This is a genomic window from Aureimonas sp. CAS, assembly GCF_059838215.1.
Genome location: NZ_CM187563.1, coordinates 1,831,431 through 1,852,513, shown reverse-complemented (window position 1 = coordinate 1,852,513; position 21,083 = coordinate 1,831,431). Strand labels below are relative to the sequence as shown.

19 protein-coding genes are annotated in these 21,083 nt (G+C 68.9%); 9 read left to right on the top strand and 10 right to left on the bottom strand.

Annotation, left to right across the window (positions count from 1 at the left end; all coding sequences use genetic code 11):
• Nucleotides 1-33: 33 nt before the first annotated feature.
• The 6 genes from AC6R2M_RS09005 (at nt 34) to AC6R2M_RS08980 (ending at nt 6,225) form a co-directional block, all read left to right on the top strand.
• Entirely contained in the window at nt 34-1,218 is a 1,185-nt protein-coding gene (locus AC6R2M_RS09005; RefSeq protein WP_500481337.1) for a D-alanyl-D-alanine carboxypeptidase family protein, read from the top strand.
• Nucleotides 1,215-1,889 (top strand): dTMP kinase, encoded by a 675-nt coding sequence (gene tmk / locus AC6R2M_RS09000; protein ID WP_500481335.1) that lies wholly within the window; start codon nt 1,215-1,217, stop codon nt 1,887-1,889. Before AC6R2M_RS09005 ends, tmk begins: the two co-directional genes overlap by 4 nt.
• Complete coding sequence (locus AC6R2M_RS08995) at nt 1,886-2,932, top strand: DNA polymerase III subunit delta' (RefSeq protein ID WP_500481333.1); 1,047 nt, start codon at nt 1,886-1,888, stop codon at nt 2,930-2,932. Before tmk ends, AC6R2M_RS08995 begins: the two co-directional genes overlap by 4 nt.
• Before the next feature lie 127 nt (nt 2,933-3,059).
• Nucleotides 3,060-4,616, top strand: a complete 1,557-nt coding sequence (gene metG / locus AC6R2M_RS08990; protein WP_500481331.1) for a methionine--tRNA ligase — start codon at nt 3,060-3,062, stop codon at nt 4,614-4,616.
• Complete coding sequence (locus AC6R2M_RS08985) at nt 4,613-5,419, top strand: TatD family hydrolase (RefSeq protein WP_500481329.1); 807 nt, start codon at nt 4,613-4,615, stop codon at nt 5,417-5,419. The genes metG and AC6R2M_RS08985 overlap by 4 nt, the downstream gene beginning before the upstream one ends.
• Nucleotides 5,416-6,225, top strand: coding sequence for an MBL fold metallo-hydrolase (locus AC6R2M_RS08980; protein ID WP_500481327.1), 810 nt, complete (start codon nt 5,416-5,418; stop codon nt 6,223-6,225). The genes AC6R2M_RS08985 and AC6R2M_RS08980 overlap by 4 nt, the downstream gene beginning before the upstream one ends.
• 34 nt (nt 6,226-6,259) lie before the next feature.
• On the opposite strand, the gene AC6R2M_RS08975 is transcribed toward AC6R2M_RS08980, so the two are convergent.
• Entirely contained in the window at nt 6,260-6,973 is a 714-nt protein-coding gene (locus AC6R2M_RS08975; protein ID WP_500481325.1) for a hypothetical protein, read from the bottom strand.
• 275 nt (nt 6,974-7,248) lie between these two features.
• On the opposite strand from AC6R2M_RS08975, the gene mazG reads away from it, so the two are divergent.
• Nucleotides 7,249-8,106, top strand: coding sequence for a nucleoside triphosphate pyrophosphohydrolase (gene mazG, locus AC6R2M_RS08970; RefSeq protein ID WP_500481323.1), 858 nt, complete (start codon nt 7,249-7,251; stop codon nt 8,104-8,106).
• A 21-nt stretch (nt 8,107-8,127) separates the two neighbouring features.
• Here the strand turns inward: mazG and hflX are convergent, their stop codons facing one another.
• From hflX to dusB, 8 genes are all read right to left on the bottom strand, one after another.
• The gene (hflX, locus tag AC6R2M_RS08965) at nt 8,128-9,486 is read right to left on the bottom strand and encodes a GTPase HflX (protein WP_500481321.1); all 1,359 of its coding nucleotides are present in this window, start codon (nt 9,484-9,486) and stop codon (nt 8,128-8,130) included.
• The gene (gene hfq, locus AC6R2M_RS08960) at nt 9,483-9,734 is read right to left on the bottom strand and encodes an RNA chaperone Hfq (protein WP_500481319.1); all 252 of its coding nucleotides are present in this window, start codon (nt 9,732-9,734) and stop codon (nt 9,483-9,485) included. The genes hflX and hfq overlap by 4 nt, the downstream gene beginning before the upstream one ends.
• A 167-nt stretch (nt 9,735-9,901) precedes the next feature.
• Nucleotides 9,902-11,278, bottom strand: a complete 1,377-nt coding sequence (gene trkA, locus AC6R2M_RS08955; RefSeq protein ID WP_500481317.1) for a Trk system potassium transporter TrkA — start codon at nt 11,276-11,278, stop codon at nt 9,902-9,904.
• A gap of 19 nt (nt 11,279-11,297) precedes the next feature.
• On the bottom strand, nt 11,298-12,659 hold the full coding sequence (gene ntrX, locus AC6R2M_RS08950) for a nitrogen assimilation response regulator NtrX (protein WP_500481315.1): 1,362 nt from the start codon (nt 12,657-12,659) through the stop codon (nt 11,298-11,300).
• Between the two features lie 6 nt (nt 12,660-12,665).
• Nucleotides 12,666-14,891: a sensor histidine kinase NtrY-like gene (locus tag AC6R2M_RS08945; protein ID WP_500481313.1), complete on the bottom strand. Its 2,226-nt coding sequence runs from the start codon at nt 14,889-14,891 to the stop codon at nt 12,666-12,668.
• Between the two features lie 153 nt (nt 14,892-15,044).
• A complete protein-coding gene (gene ntrC, locus AC6R2M_RS08940; RefSeq protein ID WP_500481311.1) occupies nt 15,045-16,490 on the bottom strand; it encodes a nitrogen regulation protein NR(I) in 1,446 nt (481 codons plus the stop codon).
• 2 nt (nt 16,491-16,492) lie between these two features.
• The gene (locus tag AC6R2M_RS08935) at nt 16,493-17,632 is read right to left on the bottom strand and encodes a two-component system sensor histidine kinase NtrB (RefSeq protein ID WP_500481309.1); all 1,140 of its coding nucleotides are present in this window, start codon (nt 17,630-17,632) and stop codon (nt 16,493-16,495) included.
• 5 nt (nt 17,633-17,637) lie between these two features.
• On the bottom strand, nt 17,638-18,729 hold the full coding sequence (dusB, locus tag AC6R2M_RS08930) for a tRNA dihydrouridine synthase DusB (protein ID WP_500481307.1): 1,092 nt from the start codon (nt 18,727-18,729) through the stop codon (nt 17,638-17,640).
• A 225-nt stretch (nt 18,730-18,954) separates the two neighbouring features.
• Between dusB and AC6R2M_RS08925 the strand changes: the two genes are divergently transcribed.
• Together AC6R2M_RS08925 and AC6R2M_RS08920 are read left to right on the top strand one after the other, a co-directional pair.
• Complete coding sequence (locus AC6R2M_RS08925) at nt 18,955-20,124, top strand: bifunctional 2-C-methyl-D-erythritol 4-phosphate cytidylyltransferase/2-C-methyl-D-erythritol 2,4-cyclodiphosphate synthase (protein WP_500481305.1); 1,170 nt, start codon at nt 18,955-18,957, stop codon at nt 20,122-20,124.
• Nucleotides 20,121-20,648: a CinA family protein gene (locus AC6R2M_RS08920; RefSeq protein WP_500481303.1), complete on the top strand. Its 528-nt coding sequence runs from the start codon at nt 20,121-20,123 to the stop codon at nt 20,646-20,648. The genes AC6R2M_RS08925 and AC6R2M_RS08920 overlap by 4 nt, the downstream gene beginning before the upstream one ends.
• Here AC6R2M_RS08920 and AC6R2M_RS08915 read toward each other — a convergent pair.
• Nucleotides 20,618-21,082, bottom strand: a complete 465-nt coding sequence (locus AC6R2M_RS08915; RefSeq protein ID WP_500481301.1) for a type II toxin-antitoxin system RatA family toxin — start codon at nt 21,080-21,082, stop codon at nt 20,618-20,620. The two genes, AC6R2M_RS08920 and AC6R2M_RS08915, sit on opposite strands and share 31 nt — an antisense overlap.
• Between the last annotated feature and the right edge of the window lies 1 nt (nt 21,083).

The following is a 21,083-nucleotide window of genomic DNA, read 5'->3' as shown; positions in this document are numbered from 1 at the left end:
CCGGGACGACGAGAATAAAGTGAGGGACCGCCGATGGCTGTCCGAACCATGATGGCGTGGGGTGTTCTGGCGGTCGCCCTCGTCGCGTTCCCCGCGTCCACCCCCCATGCGCAGACCCCGCCGGCGACCGTGCTGGAGACCCCGGCGCTGCAGGCGATCGTCCTCGACGGCGAGACCGGCGCCGTGCTCTTCGAGAAGAGCGCGGACGAGCCCTTTCCCCCTGCATCTCTCGCCAAGCTCATGACGCTGGAGCTCGCGTTCCGGGCTCTGGAAACCGGGCTCGTGTCGCCCGACACCGCCTACCGCGTGTCCGAGAATGCCTGGCGCACCGGCGGGGCGCCGTCCCGCACCTCCACCATGTTCGCGGAGGTGCGCTCGAACGTTCCGGTGGACGCGCTGGTGCGCGGCGTCGCGATCCAGCAGGCGAACGACGCGGCGATCATTCTCGCGGAGGGGATGGAGGGGACGGAAGGCGCCTTCGTCCAGGCGATGAACGAGCGCGCGGCCGAGCTCGGCCTGGCCTCCAGCCGCTTCGTGAACGCCACCGGCCTGCCCGCCGAAGGCCAGCAGATCACCGCTCGCGATATCGCCCGGCTCGGGCGTCATCTGAACCTCGCCTATCCCGCCTGGTACGCGCTCTTCGCCGAGCCCGAGTTCACCTGGAACGGAATCCGGCAGCGCAACCGCAACCCGCTTCTGGGCCTAAACATCGGCGCGACGGGCGTGGCGACCGGCTTTGCGGAAGGCGCGGGCTACGCGATCCTCGGTTCGGCCGAAAGCGACGGTCGCACGACCTTCGTCGCGCTCGGCGGGCTGGCGGACGAGCGGGTTCGCTCGCGCGAGGCGGCTCGGGTGCTGGACTGGGCCAAGACGACGTTCGACCAGCGCTCGCTCTTCGCGGAGGGCGCAAGCGTCGGGCGGGCGCTCGTTTACGGCGGCACGCGGCCCGACGTCGCGGTGCGGACCGACCGGGAGGTCGTGGCGATGGTGCCGCGCAACGCGCCCCAGCTCGTCAGCGGGGCCGTGGTGTACGACGCGCCGCTGCGCGCGCCGATCGCGGCGGGCGAACGGGTCGGGCAGCTGGAGATCAGGCTGGCGGGACGGCCCAGCATCGTTCAGGACGTGTTCGCCTCGGAGGACGTGCCGGAAGGGACCTTCACCGCGCGCGCGCTCGGCGCGGCGCAGGAACTCGCCTTCGGCTGGATCCGCGCCCTATGACGGCAGGCGAAAGGCCGCTCTTCGTCACCTTCGAGGGCGGCGAGGGAAGCGGCAAGACCACGCAGATCGCGAAGGCCCGTGCCTTCCTCGAGGCGCGCGGGCGGTCCGTCGTCGTCACCCGCGAGCCCGGCGGCTCGCCGAAGGCCGAGGCGCTGCGCGAGGCGCTCCTGTCCGGTGCGGCGCGCGACGGCGGACCGGAACTGGAGGCCGCGATCTTCGCAGCCGCGCGCGCCGACCACGTCGAAACCCTGATCCGACCCGCGCTGGCGCGCGGGAGCGACGTCCTCTGCGACCGCTTTCACGATTCGACCCGCGTCTATCAGGGGCTGGCGGGTGTCGACGCTGCGTTCCTGACGCTCTTGGAGGACGCCGCTCTCGACGATCTGCGCCCGGATCTGACCATCGTGCTCGATCTGCCGGCCGCCGACGGTCTCGCGCGTGCCGCGTCGCGACGCGGCGCGGCGACGGCCGACCGGTTCGAGGGCGAGGCGGTGGAGATCCACGAGACGCGGCGGAGGCGATTCCTGGAGATCGCGGCCGCCGATCCGAAGCGCTGCCGCGTCGTGGACGCGAGCCGTCCGGCGGACGAGGTGGCGCGGGAGGTCGCGCGGATCCTGGGCGACAAGCTCGGCGAGGTCATCGGGCAGCGTTCGTCGGAGCCGGTGGCGTGAGCGCCTTCCAGCGGGTCGCGCTCGAGCGCCACGACGACATCGACGGCGTGCCGTCCCCGGCCGAGACGCGCGCCCTCGTCGGGCACGAAGCGGCGCGGACCGAGCTCGAGGAGGCCGTGCGTTCGCAGCGGCTGCATCACGCCTGGCTTCTTCAGGGGCCGCTGGGCGCCGGCAAGGCGACGCTCGCCTTCGACTTCGCGCGGCGGCTGCTTTCGGCGGCACACGACGGCGAACTGCCGGACGAGCCGCTGGAGAATGTCAGCCGTCAGGTGGAGCAGGGTGGGCATCCCGGCCTCGTCCACATCGCCCGCCCGCCGGCCGAGCGGGGCGGCGGCTTCCGAACCCAGATCACCGTCGAGGAAATCCGCCGCCTCACGCACTTCTTCCAGACGACGGCGGGCGGGCGCTGGCGGATCGCGATCGTCGATCCGGCGGACGACATGAACCGGAGCGCGGCCAACGCGCTTCTGAAGATGCTGGAGGAGCCGCCGCCGCGCTCGGTGTTTCTCCTCACCAACCACCAGCCCGGCCGCCTTCTGCCGACGATCCGGTCGCGCTGCCGCGTCCTGCGGCTCCAGCCGCTGCCGGAGGCCGGCGTCGAGCGGATCCTCGGGCTGCACGTGCCCGATGCCGGTGTGCGCGAGCGCGCGGCGGCGGCTTCGCGGGCCGGCGGCAGCGCACGGCGCGCGCTCCTGATGCTTCTCGGCGGCGGTCTGGAACTCGCGGGCGAGGCCGAACGGCTCTACGCCGCGCCGCCGGCCTGGAGCGCGATCCAGAAGCTCGGCGAACAGCTGGCGATGAAGGGGCGCGAAGCGGCCTTCGAACTCGTGTCCGAGGAGCTCTTCCGTCTTCTGGCGCGCGACGCGCAGGACCGGCAGGCGGCAGGCCATGCGGGCGAGGCCGCGGCGCTCGCCGCCTTCTGGTCGAGCGAGCAGGCGCGCTGGCGCGAGGGACTGGCCTACAATCTCGACAGGAAGCAGCTTCTCGTCACCTTCTTCCACGGTCTGGCGCAGGTGCGCGAGCGCGACGACCGGGCGGCGTGACCGGTTCGGCGTGCGCGCGCATTGAGCGCGGACCCGCCATGCTTTATCTCGCCAGAAGCGACCGATCGGAGCGAGACCATCGGCGCCCTTCGCGGCGCGGCGCTCCGGATGCGACAGACAGGACATCATGCCCGAACGCTTTTATCTGACGACCGCGATCTCGTATCCGAACGGGCGCCCGCATATCGGCCACGCCTACGAGCTGATCGCGACCGACGTGATCGCACGGTTCAAGCGTCTCGACGGCTACGACGTCCTGTTCCTCACGGGCACGGACGAGCACGGCATCAAGATGCTGCAGACGGCGCGGGCACAGGGCATCGAGCCCGCCGAGCTGGCGAAGCGCAATTCCGACGCGTTCGAGGCCATGGGCGCCGCGCTGAACGCCTCAAACGACGATTTCATCCGCACCACGCAGGAGCGCCACAAGCGGACCTCGCAGGAGATCTGGCGCCGCATGGAAGCGGCGGGCGACATCTACAAGGACGCCTATTCCGGCTGGTACTCGGTCCGCGACGAGGCCTACTACGCCGAAGACGAGACGGTGGTGACGGGCGAGGGGACCCGCATCGGGCCGCAGGGCACGCCGGTGGAGTGGGTCGAGGAGGAAAGCTACTTCTTCCGCCTCGCCGCCTTCCAGGAGCGGCTTCTGGCCTTCCACGAGGCGAACCCGGACTTCGTCGCGCCGGCCGAGCGCCGCAACGAGGTGATGTCCTTCCTGCGCTCGGGCCTGCGCGATCTCTCGATCTCCCGCACGACCTTCGACTGGGGCATCAAGGTGCCCGGCGACGAAGCGCATGTGATGTATGTGTGGGTCGATGCGCTGACGAACTATCTGACCGCCACCGAGCATCTGGAGGGCGGCGAGCGCGCCGGCTTCTGGCCGGCGAACCTCCACGTCATCGGCAAGGACATCGTCCGCTTCCATACGATCTACTGGCCCGCCTTCCTGATGTCGGCCGGGCTGCCGCTCCCCAAGCGCGTCTTCGTCCACGGCTTCCTCTTCAACAAGGGGGAGAAGATGTCGAAGTCGGTCGGCAACGTCATCGATCCGATGGCGCTGTCGGAGGTCTACGGGCTCGATCCGCTGCGCTATTTCCTCCTGCGCGAGGTGCCCTTCGGCCAGGACGGCAATTACAGCCACGAGGCGATCGTCAATCGCATCAACTCCGAGCTCGCCAACGATCTCGGCAATCTGGCGCAACGCTCGCTGTCGATGATCGCCAAGAACTGCGACGGTGTGGTGCCGACGCCCGGTGAGATGACCGACGCCGACCGCGCGATTCTCGCCGCCGCCGGCGCGCTGGTGGAGCGCTCGCGCGCGGCCATCGACCGGCAGGAGCTGCACGCCATGCTCGCGGCGATCGTCGCGGTGGTCTCGGAGGCGAACCGCTACTTCGCGGCCCAGGAGCCCTGGGTGCTGCGCAAGACGGACGCCGCGCGCATGGGCACGGTGCTCTACGTGACGGCGGAGGTGCTGCGCCGCGTGGCGATCCTGCTGCAGCCCTTCATGCCCCAGTCGATGGAAAAGCTCCTCGACCTCCTCGCCGTCGGCGGGAACGAGCGGACCTTCGCCGAACTGTCCTCCGGCCGCATGCTGGAGGCCGGTCGCCCGATGCCGGCGCCGCAGGGCATCTTCCCGCGCTTCGTGGAGCCGACGGCCGAGGCCGCGCCGAACGCATGACCTTCATCGTCGACAGCCACTGCCATCTCGACTTTCCCGACTTCGAGGGCGAAACCGGCGCCCTGCTGGAGCGGGCGCGGGCGGAGGGCGTCGGGCTGGTGGTCACCATCTCGACCTTCGTCTCGCGGATCGGGACGTTGCTGGAGATCGCGGGCGCGCACGAAAACGTCTACGCCTCGGTCGGCACCCATCCCCACAATGCGGCGGCCGAGCCGGAGATCGAGGCGGACGAGCTGGTGCGTCTGTCGGAGCACCCGAAGATCGTCGCGATCGGCGAGGCCGGCCTCGACTATCACTACGACAAGTCGCCGCGAGACGTTCAGGCGATCGTGTTCCGCCGCCATATCGAGGCCGCGCGCCGCACGGGCCTTCCGCTCGTCATCCATGCGCGGGACGCGGACGAGGACATGGAGAGAATCCTGAGGGAGGAGACGGGGAAGGGGGCCTTCCCCTTCGTTCTCCACTGCTTCTCCTCGACGCCGCGCCTGGCTGAAGTCGGCCTGGAGCTCGGCGGCACGATCTCCTTCTCCGGCATTCTCGCCTTCAACCGGTCGGAGGAGCTGCGCGAGATCGCGGCCTCCGTCCCGATGGACCGGCTTCTGGTCGAGACCGACGCGCCGTTCCTGGCGCCGCCGCCCCACCGGGGCAAGCGCAACGAGCCGGCCTACACGCGCAAGACTGCCGAGGTGCTGGCCAAGGTGAAGGGCGTGACGCTGGACGAGATCGCGACCGCGACCAGCGACAATTTCTTCCGCCTGTTCGCCAAGGCGCGCGATCCCCGGCCGCTTCGGGACCGGCCGTGACGGACAGGCTGCGGCTCACGATCCTGGGCTGCGGCTCGTCGCCGGGCGTTCCGCGCCCGAACGGCGACTGGGGCGACTGCGACCCGAACGAGCCGAAGAACCGGCGCCGCCGCTGCGCGGCTCTGTTCGAGCGGGTCGGTCCGAACGGAACGACCAGCGTCGTCATCGATTGCGGGCCGGATTTCCGCGAGCAGATGCTGTCGGCGAACGTCACCCGGCTCGACGCGGCCGTCCTGACCCATCCGCACGCCGACCACATCCATGGCATCGACGATCTGCGCACCTTCGTCCTCGGGCAGAAGCGGCTCGTGCCGGTCTATGCGGACGATCCCACGTTCGAACGCGTGAACGAGGCCTTCGGCTACTGTTTCGCGACGCCGCCCGGCAGCAGCTATCCGCCGATCGCGCGCCACGTCCGCGTCGAGGCCGGACGGGACTTTTCGATCGACGGACCCGGCGGGCCGATCCCGTTCCGGCCGTTCGAGCAGGTTCACGGTCGCATCGTCTCGCTGGGCTTTCGCGTCGGCCCGTTCGCCTATTGTTCCGATGTCAGCGACTTTCCGGCCTCGGCCGTCGAGGCCATCGAAGGCGCCAGCCATCTCGTGATCGACGCGCTCCAGCACAAGCCGCACCCGAGCCATCTCTCGCTCGATCAGGCGCTGGACTGGATCGAGCGCCTGCGCGTGCCCAACGCGGTCCTGACCCATATGCACACGCCGCTCGACTACGCCACGCTGTGCGAGAGCCTCCCGGCGCATATCCGTCCGGCCTTCGATGGAATGGTCCTGGAAGCTGGGATCGGCTGAGGCCTCCTGCGAAAGCGGCTCGGGGCAAGGCGCCTCAGTCCGGATCGTCCATCAGCAGAGGTCGGTTCAGTTCGAACCAGCCGGTCGCCATGTTTCGGAGAAGACGGTCCCGCTGCTCTCCATCGGGCCTGAGCGGAGCCGGATCGCCGTTCTTCTTCCCGAGATACGGGATGGCCACGAACTGCGCGATCGAGCCGCCGGAATGCGCCGAGAGGCCGACGTCCCATTCGGTCCACGTATCGGGGTTGTTCGCGTCGGCTGCCGCCAGCGCGATGATCGCGAAACGGTGAAGGCTGCCGTCGATCCGCTTGCCTCTTGTTTCCACCCGGACAACGCCGGCGCCGCTCTCCAGTATGCTCTCGGCAATCCAGATGGCGAATGGCTCCCGGTCGTTCGGTTCGAGGGGCTCAGGCCGGATGACGACACCGCCGAGCAGGCTGCAGTAGCCTTCGTCGGCAGGGTCGAAAACCCTGAACGCGAAGCCGCATCCGTCGTCCAGCGTGATCGTATCCGTGTTCAGATCGCCGGGCCTGAAAACTCGCATCCGGCTTTCGGGGCAGACCGGTTGTTCGACCATGGCGGCGAGCGAACGTTCGATCGCATCGACGTCATCGTGGGCGGCCCGTGAGGCGCTGGAGGCAGCAGCTGCGTGAAGGACGAAACATCCGACGAGGCTCGTCGTCAGCCACGCACGCAGCGACGCCCGGCGAGGCGAACTCCGACGGTGTTCCGGCGTGACGCGGCGCATTCACTTCCTCCAGATGACGGAAGGCGGGAATCAATCTACCGGAAACGCCACCACCCACCACCACTTCATTCGTGTATGTTCCATAATGTATATTATCACACCGAAGCGCTTGCGTGGATTGCGGTCTTGTTCCGCCGAGCGGCCTCGGCCTGCATTCGAGCACGCCGCCTTCCCTTCGCCCGAACGGCGCTCCTCGGCCGCGTCGCTCGGGTTTGACGACCGAGGTCGTGTCGCGTCACAAGCGAGCGCGTCAGCCCTGATCGGAGTTCGAAGCCATGCAGCCGTCCCGTGACATTCAGCGGCTCGTCGAGATCATGCGCGCGCTTCGTGACCCGCAGACCGGTTGTCCGTGGGACGTCGAGCAGAGCTTCGACACGATCGTGCCGTACACGATCGAGGAAACCTTCGAGGTGGTGGACGCCATCGAGCGACGCGACGCGGAGGATCTGCGCGAGGAGCTCGGAGACCTGCTTCTCCAGGTCGTCTATTTCGCGCAGCTCGCCTCCGAGGACGGGCTGTTCGATTTCGCCGACGTGGTCGAGACCGTCACCACCAAGATGATCCGCCGGCATCCGCACGTCTTCGGCGACCGGAGCGCCCGCGACGCGCGCAGCGCCAAGGGCCAGTGGGAGCGGATCAAGGCGGAGGAAAAGGCCGAGCGTTCGGCGCGTCGCGCGGCGCGCGCGGGCCAGCCAAGCCGGTCCGGCGAATGGGATGCCGCCGCGACCGCGCCGTCCAAGGACGGCCTGCTCGACACGGTGCCGGGCGCCCTGCCGGCCATGGCGATGTCTCTGAAACTGCAAATGAAAGCGGCGACCGTCGGGTTCGACTGGACCGAAATCGAGCCCATCGTCGGGAAGCTTCGCGAAGAGACCGATGAGTTCGAGGCGGCGGTGGCGTCGGGCTCGCGGCAGGCGCAGGCCGACGAACTCGGCGACATCCTGTTCTGCGCCGTCAATCTGGCCCGCCGGCTCGAACTCGATCCGGAACAGGCCTTGCGCGGAACCGCGGCGAAGTTCCGCCGCCGGTTCGCGAAGGTCGAGGCAGCGCTCGCGGCCGAGGGCGTTCCCCTGGCGGAGGCTGGCCTCGAGCGCATGGAAGCGCAGTGGCAGGCGGCCAAGCGCGACGTCTGAGACGCCTCGCCGGGCCGCCGATCAGCCGAAGGTCAGGCCGGGATAGCGCTCGCCCATGCGGCGCAGTTCGCCGCTGGCCTGCTCGGTGATGTCGACGCTGAGCGCCACCGCGCCGTTCTCCAAATCCTCTCTCTCGCGCACATTGGCGTTGTCGTAGAGCCAGGAGAGAAGCGTCTGGCCGTCGGCCGGCACTTCCAGGCGCAATTTTTCGACATGGCCGGCGATGCGCGATTCGATGTGATCGAGGAGCGCCGGCAGGCCTTCGCCGGTCAGGGCCGAGACCGGGAAGACGCCCTGCCCGGCCTGCTCGGCCTCCATCAGATGCTCGCGCCGGGTCTCGTCCAGAAGATCGATCTTGTTCCAGACCTCGACGACATGCTCCCGGTCGTCCGCATCGACGTCGAGATCGGCGAGGATCCGCCGCACGTCCGCCGATTGTGCGGGCGAATCCGCGTCCGCGATGTCGCGCACGTGGAGAACGAGATCGGCTTCGATCACCTCCTCCAGCGTCGCGCGGAAGGCGGCGACGAGATGCGTCGGCAGATCGGAAATGAAGCCGACCGTGTCGGAGAAGATCACCTGCGTCCCGCGCGGCAGGGCCACGCGCCGCAGCGTCGGGTCGAGCGTGGCGAACAGGAGATCTTTGGCTAGGACGTCGGCCCCGGTCACCGTGTTGAACAGCGTCGACTTGCCGGCGTTCGTGTAGCCGACGAGCGCGACCACCGGATGCGGCGCCTTCTTGCGCTTGGCGCGGTGGAGCGTGCGGGTGCGGCGGACCGCCTCCAGCTCCTTCTCCAGCCGGATGATCTTGTCCTGCAGCTGGCGCCGGTCGGCCTCGATCTGCGTCTCGCCCGGCCCGCCCATGAAGCCGCCGCCGCCGCGCTGGCGCTCGAGATGCGTCCAGGATCGCACGAGCCGGCCGCGCTGGTAGTTCAGATGGGCGAGATCGACCTGCAGCCGGCCTTCCTTGGTGCGCGCGCGTCGTCCGAAGATCTCCAGGATCAGGCCGGTCCGGTCGATGACCTTGCAGCCCAGCTCCTTCTCCAGATTGCGCTGCTGGACGGGCGTCAGCGCGTGATCGACGACGATCAGGCCGAGCTCCAGCTCTTCGACGAGCGCCTTCAGCTCCTCGACCTTGCCGGCGCCGATCAGCGTCGCGGGCCTCGCCTTGGCGACGGGGATCGTCGCGGAGGCGAGGATGTCGAGATCGATCGCGCCGGCGAGGCCCACGGCCTCGATCAAGCGTTCGTCGCCGCTGCGCCGCGGCAGGACTTCGCCGTCCTCGTCCTCTCGGACGGGAGTCTTGACGACGGGGACGAAGACCCCTGCCCGCTCACGCCTCTGCGAATGCTCGATCGGTCCGCGCGTCTGTTCGTTCAATCGGTGTGCTCCGTGCTCTCGTCCGGTTCGTACATCTGGACGGGCTGTGCCGGCATGATGGTCGAGATCGCGTGCTTGTAGACGAGCTGGGAGTGCCCGTCGCGACGCAGAAGGACGCAGAAATTGTCGAACGACGTGACGATGCCGGTCAGCTTGACGCCGTTGACGAGAAAGATGGTGAGGGAAATTTTCTGCTTGCGAACCGCGTTGAGGAAAACATCCTGAAGGTTCTGCGTCCGTTCGGCCATGAAGGGCTCTCTGTTCTTGGGTGCCATGACGCCCGGGGCACGCTGCCGGCGGGACGTTCAGGGATCGTCCTACAGGTGGTCGAAGAACCGGCGTTGTGCAAGCCGTTTCACCGTCGCGAGGCGAGGGTAGGAGCGCGGGGGCGTCCTGCGATCCGCCGGGATCGCGCTCAGAAGAACTCGAGGCTGACGCGGAACATCTGCTCCACCTGCCGGACGGCGCCCGCCTCGGCGAAGATGACGACGCGGTCGCCGGCCTCGATCTCGGTCGTCGCGCAGGGCTGGATGTAGCGTCCGTCCCGGAACACCGCGCCGAGCCGCACCTCGTGGGAGATGTTGAGATTGGCGAGCGGCTGGCCCACCAGCGGCGAGGTCTCCAAGGCCTCGGCCTCGATGATTTCCGCCAGGCCGTTCTGAATCGAGTGGACGGCGCGAATGCGCCCGCGCCGCACATGCTGCAGGATGCGCGAGATGGTGATCGATTGCGGGCTGATGAAGGCGTCGATGCCGAGCGGGCCGGTCAGGGCCCGGAAGGACGGTTCGTTGACGAGCGTCAGCGTGGAGCGGCAGCCCAGATAGCGCGCCATCACCCCGGCCAGGAGGTTGATCTTGTCGTCGTTCGTCAGCGCCACGAGGAGATCGGCCTCGTCGATGTCCGCCTGCCGCAGGATCGCCTCGTCGAGGGCGCTGCCGTTCAGGACGACGGTTCGTGAAAGCCGCTCGGCGGCCAGCCGCGCCCGGTCGACGTCCGGCTCGATGACGCGCAGGCGCGCGGAGATGTTCCGCTTCTCGATCTGCCGCGCGACGTAGAGGCCGACGGTGCCGCCGCCGGCGATGACGATCCGCCCCGCCTGCGGCTCGGCATGGCCGAAGACCTCCAGCACGCGACGGACCTTCTCGGACTGGACGACCACATAGGCGATGTCGCCTGCGCGCAGCCGCTGCTCGGCGTCGGGAATGACGATCTCTTCGCCGCGCATGATGCCGACCGTCGTCGCGTTTAGTCCCGGATAGCGCTTGCTGATCTCGCGCAGCGGCATGTCCAGGATCGGGCAGGTCGCCTCGCATTCGATGCCGAGCATGACGATGGCGTCGCCCGCGAAATGGACGATGTCCACCGCGCCCGGCAGAGCGATGCGTCGCAGCACCGTCTCGCCGATCTCGATCTCGGGCGAGATGATGAAGTCGATCGGGATCGCGTCGTCGGAGAAGAGGTTCTGCCAGTGCGGCCGCAGATAGGCCTGCGAGCGGATGCGCGCAATCTTGGTCGGCACGGAGAACAAGGTGTGCGCGACCTCGCACGCCACCATGTTCACCTCGTCGTGGAGCGTCGCCGCGATCAGCATGTCCGCGTCCTCGATCCCGGCCTCCGCCAGGATCTCCGGGCTCGCGCCGCTGCCGACGATCGCCCGCGCGTCGATCGCCATGCCGACGGCGTGGATGCGCTCGGAGGAATGGTCGATGACGGAGACGTCGTGCCCCTCTTCGGCGAGGCGCTGCGCGATGCCGAAGCCGACCTGGCCGGCGCCGCAGATGACGATTTTCATGGACGCGCTGCTCTTCCGTTCAGATGCCGAGCGACTTCAGCTTGCGGTGCAGCGCGGAACGCTCCATCCCCACGAACTCGGCCGTGCGGGAGATGTTGCCCCCGAAACGGTTGATCTGGGCGACCAGATACTCCTTCTCGAAGGCCTCGCGCGCGTCGCGCAACGGCAGCGCCATGATGCGTCCGTCGGCCTGGCTCGGCGTGCGCGGCAGCATCTCCGAAACCTCGCTCGGCAGCATGTCGGCGGAGATGACCTCGCCCTCGCCCTGCCGCGAGAGGATCATCAGCCGCTCGATGTTGTTGCGCAGCTGCCGGATGTTGCCCGGCCAGTCGCTGGACTGGAGGACCGCCATCGCCTCGTCGCTGATCTGCTTGGGCCGGATGCCGGTCTGTTCGTAGACCTGCTGCATGAAGGCCTCGATCAGCATCGGAATGTCGGCGCGGCGCTCCGAGAGAGGCGGAACCGCGATCGGCACCACGGCGAGGCGATGGAACAGATCCTCGCGGAACGCGCCCTCCGCCATCAGCGATTCGAGGTTCTGCGAGGTCGAGGAGATGATGCGAACGTCCACCTTCACGCGCTTGGTGCCGCCGACCCGCTCGAAGGTCTGCTCGGTGAGGACGCGCAGGATCTTGTTCTGCGTCTCGCGCGGCATGTCGCCCACCTCGTCGAGGTAGAGGACGCCGCCATGCGCCTGCTCGAAGGCGCCGACCTTGCGCTCCACCCCCGGCGGGGTCTCGGTTCCGAAGAGCTCGATCTCCATGCGCTCGGGCGTGATGCCCGCCGCGTTCAGCGCCACGAAGGGTCCGTTGGCGCGCCCCGAGCCGGCGTGGATCGCGCGCGCCACCATCTCCTTGCCGGAGCCCGAGGGCCCGAGGATCATGACGCGGCTGTTGGTCGGCGCCACGCGCTCGATCGCGCCGCGCAGCTGGTTCATCGGGTGCGACTTGCCGATGAATTCGGGGAAGTCGGACGAGCGGCGGCGCAGCTCCACCACCTCGCGCTTGAGCTTGGAGGTCTCCAGCGCGCGCTCGGCGATGATGACGAGCCGGTCCGCCTTGAAGGGCTTCTCGATATAGTCGTAGGCGCCGCGCCGGATCGCCGAGACGGCGGTCTCGATGTTGCCGTGGCCCGAGATCATCACGACCGGCACCTCCGGGTGCTGCGACTTGATCGCGTCCAGCAGGTCCAGCCCGTCGAGCTTGGAGCCCTGCAGCCAGATGTCGAGGAAGATCAGCCGCGGGAGGCGATCGGCGATCGCCGCCAGCGCGGAGTCGGAGTTCGCCGCCGTGCGCGCCTCGTGGCCCTCGTCCTCGAGGATGCCCGCGACCAGCTCGCGGATGTCGGCTTCGTCATCGACGATCAGGATGTCCGATGCCATCGGTCCTCACATGCGTTCCGTTGTGTACTGCGTCTGTCGTTCGGGCGAACCCGCATCGTCCCTCGCGCCCGCCGGCAGGCGCACGCGCACCAGCGCTCCGCCCTCCTCGCCCGGTGCGTCGTCGAGCTCGATCGACCCGCCGTGTTCCTCGACGATCTTGCGCACGATGGCGAGGCCGAGGCCTGTCCCCTTCTCACGCGTCGTCATGTAGGGCTCCAGCAGGCGTTCTCGATCCTCCGGCGGAAATCCGCGTCCGTTGTCGACGATTTCGATGATGTGCATGCCGTTTTCGGCGCGCGCCTGGACGCGGATGCGGCCGCGGCGGTCGGTCTGCGTCTCGACGGACTCGACGGCGTTCTTCACGAGATTGCCGAAGGCCTGGCTGAGAAGGCGGATGTCGTAGGAGCCTTCGAGCGGCACCGCGTCGAAATCGCTGACGAAGTCGATCCCGTGATCGCCCATCTCGCGCATGAAGACGGCCTCGCGCAACGCTTCGCGCAGGTCGCGCGTCTCCATCTTGGGCTTGGGCATGCGGGCGAAGGTGGAGAACTCGTCCACCATCCGGCCGATGTCGGCCACCTGCCGCACGATGGTATCGACGCAGCGGTCGAAGACCTCGCGGTCGGTCCCGATGACCTTGCCGTAGCGCCGCCGGATGCGCTCGGCCGAAAGCTGGATCGGGGTCAGCGGGTTCTTGATCTCGTGGGCGATGCGCCGGGCGACGTCCGCCCAGGCGCTGGAGCGCTGCGCTTCCACGAGATCGGTGATGTCGTCGAGCGTGACGACGCTCGAATGGGTCGCGTCGTCGCTGCCCTCGGAGGTGACGCGGATGTCGAGCACGCGGTCGCGCTGCTTGATCTGTTCCTGATACTCCGCCTTGCGCGAGAGGCGCGCCGCGCGGTGGATCTCCGCGATGCGCGGATAGAGCTCGCCGAGCTGGCGGCCGACGGCCTGCCGCGAGTCCACCGACAGGATTCGCTCGGCCGAGGGGTTCATCATCGAGATCGTGCCGTCGCTCTTCACGCCGACGACGCCCGCCGTGACGCCCGAGAGCACGGCCTCGGTGAACCGCCGCCGCTCGTCGATCACGTCCTTGGCGTTGACCAGCTCGGTGCGCTGCGATCGGAGCTGGCGGATCATGTTGTTGAAGGTGTCGGAGAGCGAGCCGACGTCGCCGTCCGAGGAGCGCACCGGGACGGACACCGAGAGATTGCCGCCCGACACCTCGTCCGCCGCCCCGATCAGGAGCCGGATCGGGCGCACCAGACGATCGGCTACCCCGATGCCGGTCCAGATCGCGGACAGGAGAACGATGAGCGTGATGCCGAGATAGATGAGCGCGAAGGCCAGCTGCAGGCCGAACCGCCCGGCCTCGAGCGCGGAATATTCGCTGTCGACGTCGAGCATCAGCCGGTAGGTGGCGATGACGTCGGGGTCCACGGCCCGCACGGTGTAGAGATAGACGTCGTCGAAGCGGTCGAGCGGCGTCACGGCGCCGACGAGATTGGTGATGCCCGGCGGAATGAGGACGAAATTGCCCTCGCGGGCGCTGTTCATGGCGTCGGCCGGCGGAACCGGCAGGCCGCGCTCCACGGGCACGTCGGCGCGCAGGAAGGGCGAGCCGTCCTCGCGCAGCAACTGGGCGCCGAGAAGCGAGCGGCCCCTCGCCTGCTCTGTCAGAAGCTGCTGGAAGCCGGTGCGGTCGAGGTCGAACAGGCGGCGCTGCCCGTTCAGGTCCTCCGCCATCTGCTGGGTCGTGCCCTGCAGATTGCGCGCGTTCTCGTTGACATAGGCCTGCGCCACCGAGATCGAGGAATCGACGATGGCGCGCGTGCGCATCTCGAACCAGCGGTCGAGGCCGAGGTCGAGCGTGATGCCGGCGACGATGGCGACGAGAAGCGCCGGCAGCGCGGCGACGACCGAGAAGAGCGCGACGATGCGCACGTGAAGGCGCGAGGCGGCCTTGCCCTGCGCGCGGGCGCGGACCATCCGAACGACCTCGCGCAGGATCAGCGCGCTGAGAAGGAAGACGAAGGCGCCGTTGACCGCGATGGCGGCCGTCACGACCGTCTCCGTCGGGTCGATGGGCGTAAGCCCCATCAGGACGAGGAAGGACAGCGCTCCGGTGACGAGAGCGCCGACGACGGCGAGGATGCCGGGCACGAGCCAGTGCCGCTTCCGCTCCTGCGGAAAGGACATCTCGCCTTCGCTCTGGACAGGGTGAACCGTCATGACCCGCTCATCGCCTGCCGAGACGTGGTGAGGAACCGGCGGGCCTGCCTCCGAAGTCGGGGACTCGGGGCTCTGCCGCCGCATCCCGCCGCTCGACGCCCCTTAGAGACGGTTAGTGGCAGAATTGCAACGGCTGCGGGTCGGGGCCTCGTTTCAGCGGGTCGAGCGGACCACCATCACGTCGAGATCGCGGATCTTCTTGCGCAGCGTGTTGCGGTTCACGCCGAGAAGGTCGGCGGCCTTCACCTGGTTGCCGCGCGTGGCGGCCAGCGCTGCGGCGACGAGCGGATACTCCACCTCGCGCAGGATGCGGCTGTGCAGGCCGGGCGGCGGCAGGTCGTTGCCGAAGGAGTTGAAATAGTCCGCCAGATAGCGCTCCACCGCGGCGGAGAGGTCGATGGGCTTGCCCTCCTCCCCCTCGCCGCCGCTCGGCCGCGCGATGTCGCTCGCGATCTCGTGCTCCACGAGCGCCGCCGAAATCTCCTCCTGCGGATAGAGGGCGGCGAGGCGCCGCACGAGGTTTTCCAGCTCGCGCACGTTGCCCGGCCAGGGGTAGCGGCGCATGACGTCCAGCGCGCCGGGGCTCAGGATCTTGCGCGGCAGGCCCTCGCGCTCCACCGCCGCGAAGAAGTGGCGCGCCAGATCGGGAATGTCCTCGGCGCGCTCGCGCAAGGGCGGCAGGCGCAGCGGCACGACGTTCAGCCGGTAGAACAGGTCCTCGCGGAACAGCCCGCGCTGGATGAGCTGGCGCAGGTCCTTGTTCGTCGCCGCCACGATGCGGACGTCGGTCGCGATCGTCGTGCGCCCGCCGACGACGGTGTATTCGCCCTGCTGGAGGACGCGCAGGAGCCGCGTCTGCGCCTCCATCGGCATGTCGCCGATCTCGTCGAGGAAGAGCGTCCCGCCCTCCGCCTGCTCGAAGCGGCCGCTGGTGCGCGCCTGGGCGCCGGTGAAGGCGCCCTTCTCGTGCCCGAAGAGCTCCGATTCGATCAGGTCGCGCGGGATGGCGGCCATGTTGATCGCGACGAAGGGCCCCTTCCGGCGCCGTCCGTAATCGTGGAGCGCGCGCGCGACGAGCTCCTTGCCGGTGCCCGACTCGCCGGTGATGAGCACCGTCAGGTCGGTCTGCATCATCCGGGCGAGCGCGCGGTAGATGTCCTGCATGGCCGGCGAGCGGCCGACGAGCGGCATCGCGTCGGCCTCGTCGGCGCCGGCCGCGCGCGGCGCCTTCTTCGGCTCGGCGAGCGCGCGGCGCACGATGGAGACGAGGTTCGACAGGTCGAAGGGCTTGGGAACGTAGTCGTAGGCCCCGCCTTCGGACGCGCGCACCGCCGTCATGAAGGTGTTCTGCGCGCTCATCACGACGATCGGCAGATTGGGTCGCGAGTTGCGGAAGCGCGGCAGCATGTCGAAGACGTTGCCGTCGGGCATGAGGACGTCGGTGATGACGAGGTCGCCCTCGCCCGCCGAGATCCAGCGCCACAGCGTCGCGATGTTGGAGGTGACGCGCACCTCGTAGCCGGCGCGCAGCAGCGCCTGCGACAGGACGGTGCGGATGGCCGCGTCGTCGTCGGCGACGAGAATCTGAGAGGACGCCATCGTCAGGAATTCTCCTCTGCGCCGTTCCGCCGTGCGGCTCGGCTCGCTTCGTCCCTGCCGCTCCAGGCCGGCATGAGAATGCGGAACAGCGTCTGTCCGGGTTGGGAATCGCACTCGATGATCCCGCCGTGATCGCCGACGATCTTGGCCACGAGCGCGAGGCCGAGGCCCGAACCGTTGGGCTTGGTGGTCACGAAGGGATCGAAGATGTTCTCGCGGATGTCGGCCGGAACGCCGGGTCCGTTGTCCTCGACCGTGAATTCGAGCGGCAGCGTGATGCGGGACTTCGTTCCGGGCACCGAGAGGCGGACGCCCGGCCGGAAGGCGGTCGTCATGCGGATCTCCGCGTCCGGCCGGTTCGACACCGCCTCCGCCGCGTTCTTCAGGAGGTTCAGGAACACCTGCACCAGCTGGTCGCGGTTGGCGAAGACCGCCGGCAGCGAGGGATCGTAGATCTCCTGGATGCGCACGCCGCGCGCAAAGCCGCTGAGCGCCAGCGTCTTCACATGCTCCAGCACCGAGTGGATGTTGACCGCCGAGCGCTCGACCGGACGCTGGTCGGAGAAGACCTCCATGCGGTCCACGAGCTTCACGATGCGGTCGCTCTCCTCCTGGATCAGGCGCGTGAGCACGCGGTCGTCGTCGCTCGCATCCGTCTCCAGAAGCTGCGCGGCGCCCTTGATGCCGGAGAGCGGATTGCGGATCTCGTGCGCGAGCATCGCCGCCAGACCCGTCACCGAGCGCGCGGCGGAGCGATGCGTCAGCTGACGGTCCATCTTGTCGGCGATGGAGCGCTGCTGGATCATCAGAAGGACCTTCCCGGCCTCCTCCGGCATCACAGACACGTACAGGTCGACGATGCGATCGGGGCCGAGCCGGGGCGAGGAGAGATCGACCCGGTACTCGCTCATGCGGGAGGCGTCGCGGCGCACCTGATCGATCAGCGTGAAGAGCGGGCTGTCGGACGGCACGAAATGGCGGAGGCTGCGACGGCGCAGGACGTCCACGCTGCAGGAGAAGAACTGCTCGGCGTCCGAATTGGCGAAGGCGAAGCGGTCTTCCTCGTCCACGACCACCACGGGGTGCGGCAGGGCGTTGAGTATGCTGGCGAGGTGCGACGGGGTCGGGGAAACAGTGGACATTCGGATCAGGCGGCCTTCCGGTCCGGCATTCGCGGAATTTCGACGTCGAGGGCGGTGAGATCGCCGAGAAGGCTCGCGATCCGCCGATGGAGTTCGGCCGGGTCTTCGAGCCGCATGAGATCGCCGCGCTGGCGCGGGTCGAGCGGCGCGACGCGATCGGCGCGCGCCAGATACCAGCCGACATGCTTGCGCGCCTGCCGCAGGCCCGAGGCGGTGCCGTAGAAGTCGAGCATCGCGTCGAGATGCTCGCGCACCAGATCGGCCAGAAGAACCCTCGAAAGAACCCGCTCGTCGCAGGCGCCCGCCAGAAGGCCCGCCGCCCAGGGGCGGCCGTAGGAGCCTCGCCCGATCATCAGGCCGTCGGCGCCGCTCGCCGCGCGCATCGGCGCCGACTGGTCTTCCTCCGTCAGGTCGCCATTGGCGATGACGGGGATCGAGACGGCCTTCCTGACGCCCGAGATCGCGGCCCAGTCCGCGTGGCCATCGTAGAACTGCATGCGCGTTCGCCCATGGACCGTGACGAGCTTGACGCCGGCCGCCTCGAATTTCGCCGCGAGGTCCGGCGCGTTGATCGAGCCGTGATCCCAGCCGAGACGCATCTTCACGGTGACGGGAACGTCGCCCGCCCCGTCCACCGTCGCCTCGACCAGACGAAGGGCGAGATCGGGCTCGCGCATCAGGGCGGAACCCGAAAGCCCGCCGACGACCTTCTTGGCCGGGCAGCCGAAATTGATGTCGATGATGTCCGCGCCGCGGTCGGCGACGAGGCGCGCGGCTTGCCGCATCGTGTCCGGGTCGCGGCCCGCGAGCTGCACCGCATGGAGCCCCTGCCCGTCCGCCATGGCCCGGCGCAGGCTTTCGGCGCTGTCGCGCAGCAGCTCGCCGCTCGCCACCATTTCCGAATAGACGAGAGAGGCGCCGAAGCGCCGGGCCAGCTGGCGAAACGGCACGTCCGACACGCCGGAGAGCGGTGCGAGGACGACCGAGCCGGGCAGGCGATGCGGGCCGATGCGAAGACCCGTGCTGCCGCGCGCGGAAGCACCCGAACCAGCGGGCGAATCATCTTTTGCAGGCAGGGGCGGCGCGTTGTTGAGCATTGCGCTGGACCATATCGCGTCATGCTCAAATCTCAAGCAACGCTGGCGTGACCTGCCCTGCCGTGCCTGCATAGCAGCCTTGCAGGCGGCCGATGGACGGGGCACCTCCGGCGAGCGCTTGCCGGCCCCTCCTCCATGTGGTCCACCGGCCTAGATTTCGGGGCGGCCCGCCCCGGACGGCGCAGGAAACGAGGATTGCCAGTGACGGACCGGCGCAGGATCGCCATGGTGGTTGTCGCCGCGGGTCGCGGCGAGCGGGCCGGCGCTCCGGAGGACGGCCCCAAGCAGTACCGGACGATCGGCGGCCGCGCCGTCATCGCCCACACGCTGGACGCGCTGCGCGCGAGCGGACGGCTGACCCACACCGTGATCGTGATCCACCCGGACGACCGCAGCCGTCTCGACGCCGCCTGTGGTCCGCTCGCGCGCGATGAAAGCGTCGTCGAAGGCGGCGCCACGCGTCAGCTTTCGGTCCTCGCCGGTCTGCGCGCGCTCGCGCCGCATGCGCCCGACATCGTGCTGATCCACGACGCCGCCCGTCCCTTCGCGGATGCGGCGCTCATTGCCCGCGTCGTCGAAGCGGTCGACGAGAAGACCGGCGGGCTCCCCGTCCTGCCGATCGCCGACACGGTGAAGCGCGGGGCGGACGGCATGGTCCTCGAAACGGTCGAGCGACGCGGGCTCTATGCCGCGCAGACGCCGCAGGGCTTTCCCTTCGCGCCCATTCTCGAAGCGCACGAGGCGGCGGCGCGCTCCGAACTCGATCATTTCACCGACGATTCCTCGATCGCCGAATGGGCCGGTCTGCCGGTGCGGCTCGTCGAGGGCTCCGCCGACAATTTCAAGCTCACCTATGCCCGCGACATGGCGCTCGCGGACGAACGACTGTCGAAAGGCAAGGCGCGGATGGATATCAGGACCGGCAACGGCTACGACGTGCATCGCCTCGTCGAGGGCGACCACGTCACGCTGTGCGGCGTGCGCATACCGCACGATCAGGCGCTCGACGGGCATTCCGACGCGGATGTCGGCCTCCACGCGCTGACCGACGCTCTCCTGGCCACCTGCGGGGCCGGCGACATCGGCGATCATTTTCCGCCGAGCGACCCGCAATGGAAGGGCGCCGCGTCCCACATCTTCGTCCGGCATGCCGCGCGCATCCTGGCCGAGCGGGGCGGACGCGTTCTCAACGCCGACATCAGCCTGATCTGCGAGGCGCCGAAGATCGCGCCTCACCGCCTCGCCATGCGCGAGGCCATCGCCGACATGCTGTCGATCGACCTCGAACGCGTCTCGGTGAAGGCGACGACGAACGAGACGATCGGCTTCGTCGGCCGGCGCGAGGGGATCGCGGCCATCGCCACGGCCAGCGTGCGCTACGGGGCCGGGTCATGAGCCCGTTTTCCGACACGCTGATCGAGGACGCCAGCGGCATCCTCGCGTCGGCGCGGGCGAAGGGCGCGATGATCGCGACCGTCGAATCCTGCACCGGCGGGCTCGTCGCGGCTCTGCTGACCGAGATCGCCGGCTCCTCCGCCGTCGTCGATTGCGGGTTCGTGACCTATTCGAACGAGGCGAAGGCGTCGCTCGTGGGCGTGCCGCAAAACCTGCTCGACGCCCACGGCGCGGTCTCCGAGCCGGTCGCGCGGGCCATGGCCGAAGGCGCGCTGGCCCATTCGCGCGCGACCCTCGCCGTCTCCATCACCGGCGTCGCCGGGCCGGGCGGCGGCTCGGCGGCCAAGCCCGTCGGCCTCGTTCACTTCGCCTGCGCGTCGAAGGGCCGAGAGACTGTCGCGGTCGAGCGCCGCTTCGGCGACATCGGCCGCTCGGCCGTCCGGCTGGAGAGCGTTTCCGTCGCGCTGAAGCTTCTGCGCGAGGCGCTGGACGGTCAGCCGGAGGCCGGCTCGCCGGGTCCGTAGATGACGTCGGCGCGTTCCTCGAAGGCGGTCGCGAAGCGTCGGAAGGCGAAGTCGAACATCGAGCCCATCAGGAGGCCGAGCGTCCGGCTCTTGAACTCGTAGTCGATGAAGAAGCGGACCGCGCAGCCTCTCTCGACCGGCTCGAACGTCCAGCGATTGTCGAGATATTTGAACGGCCCGTCGACGTAGGACACGTCGATCCGCCGCTCCTCCGGCTTCAGGAGCACCTGCGAGGTGAAGGTCTCGCGCACCAGCTTGTAGGCGACGGTCATGTCCGCGATCAGCAGCGTCTTGCCGTCGCGCTCGCGGCGCGAGCGCACGTGCAGCGCCTGGCAGAGCGGCAGGAACTCCGGATAGCGCTCGACGTCGGCCACCAGCTCGAACATCTCGTCCGCGCTGTGCGGGACCGTCCTTACGTTCTCGAACTTGGGCATT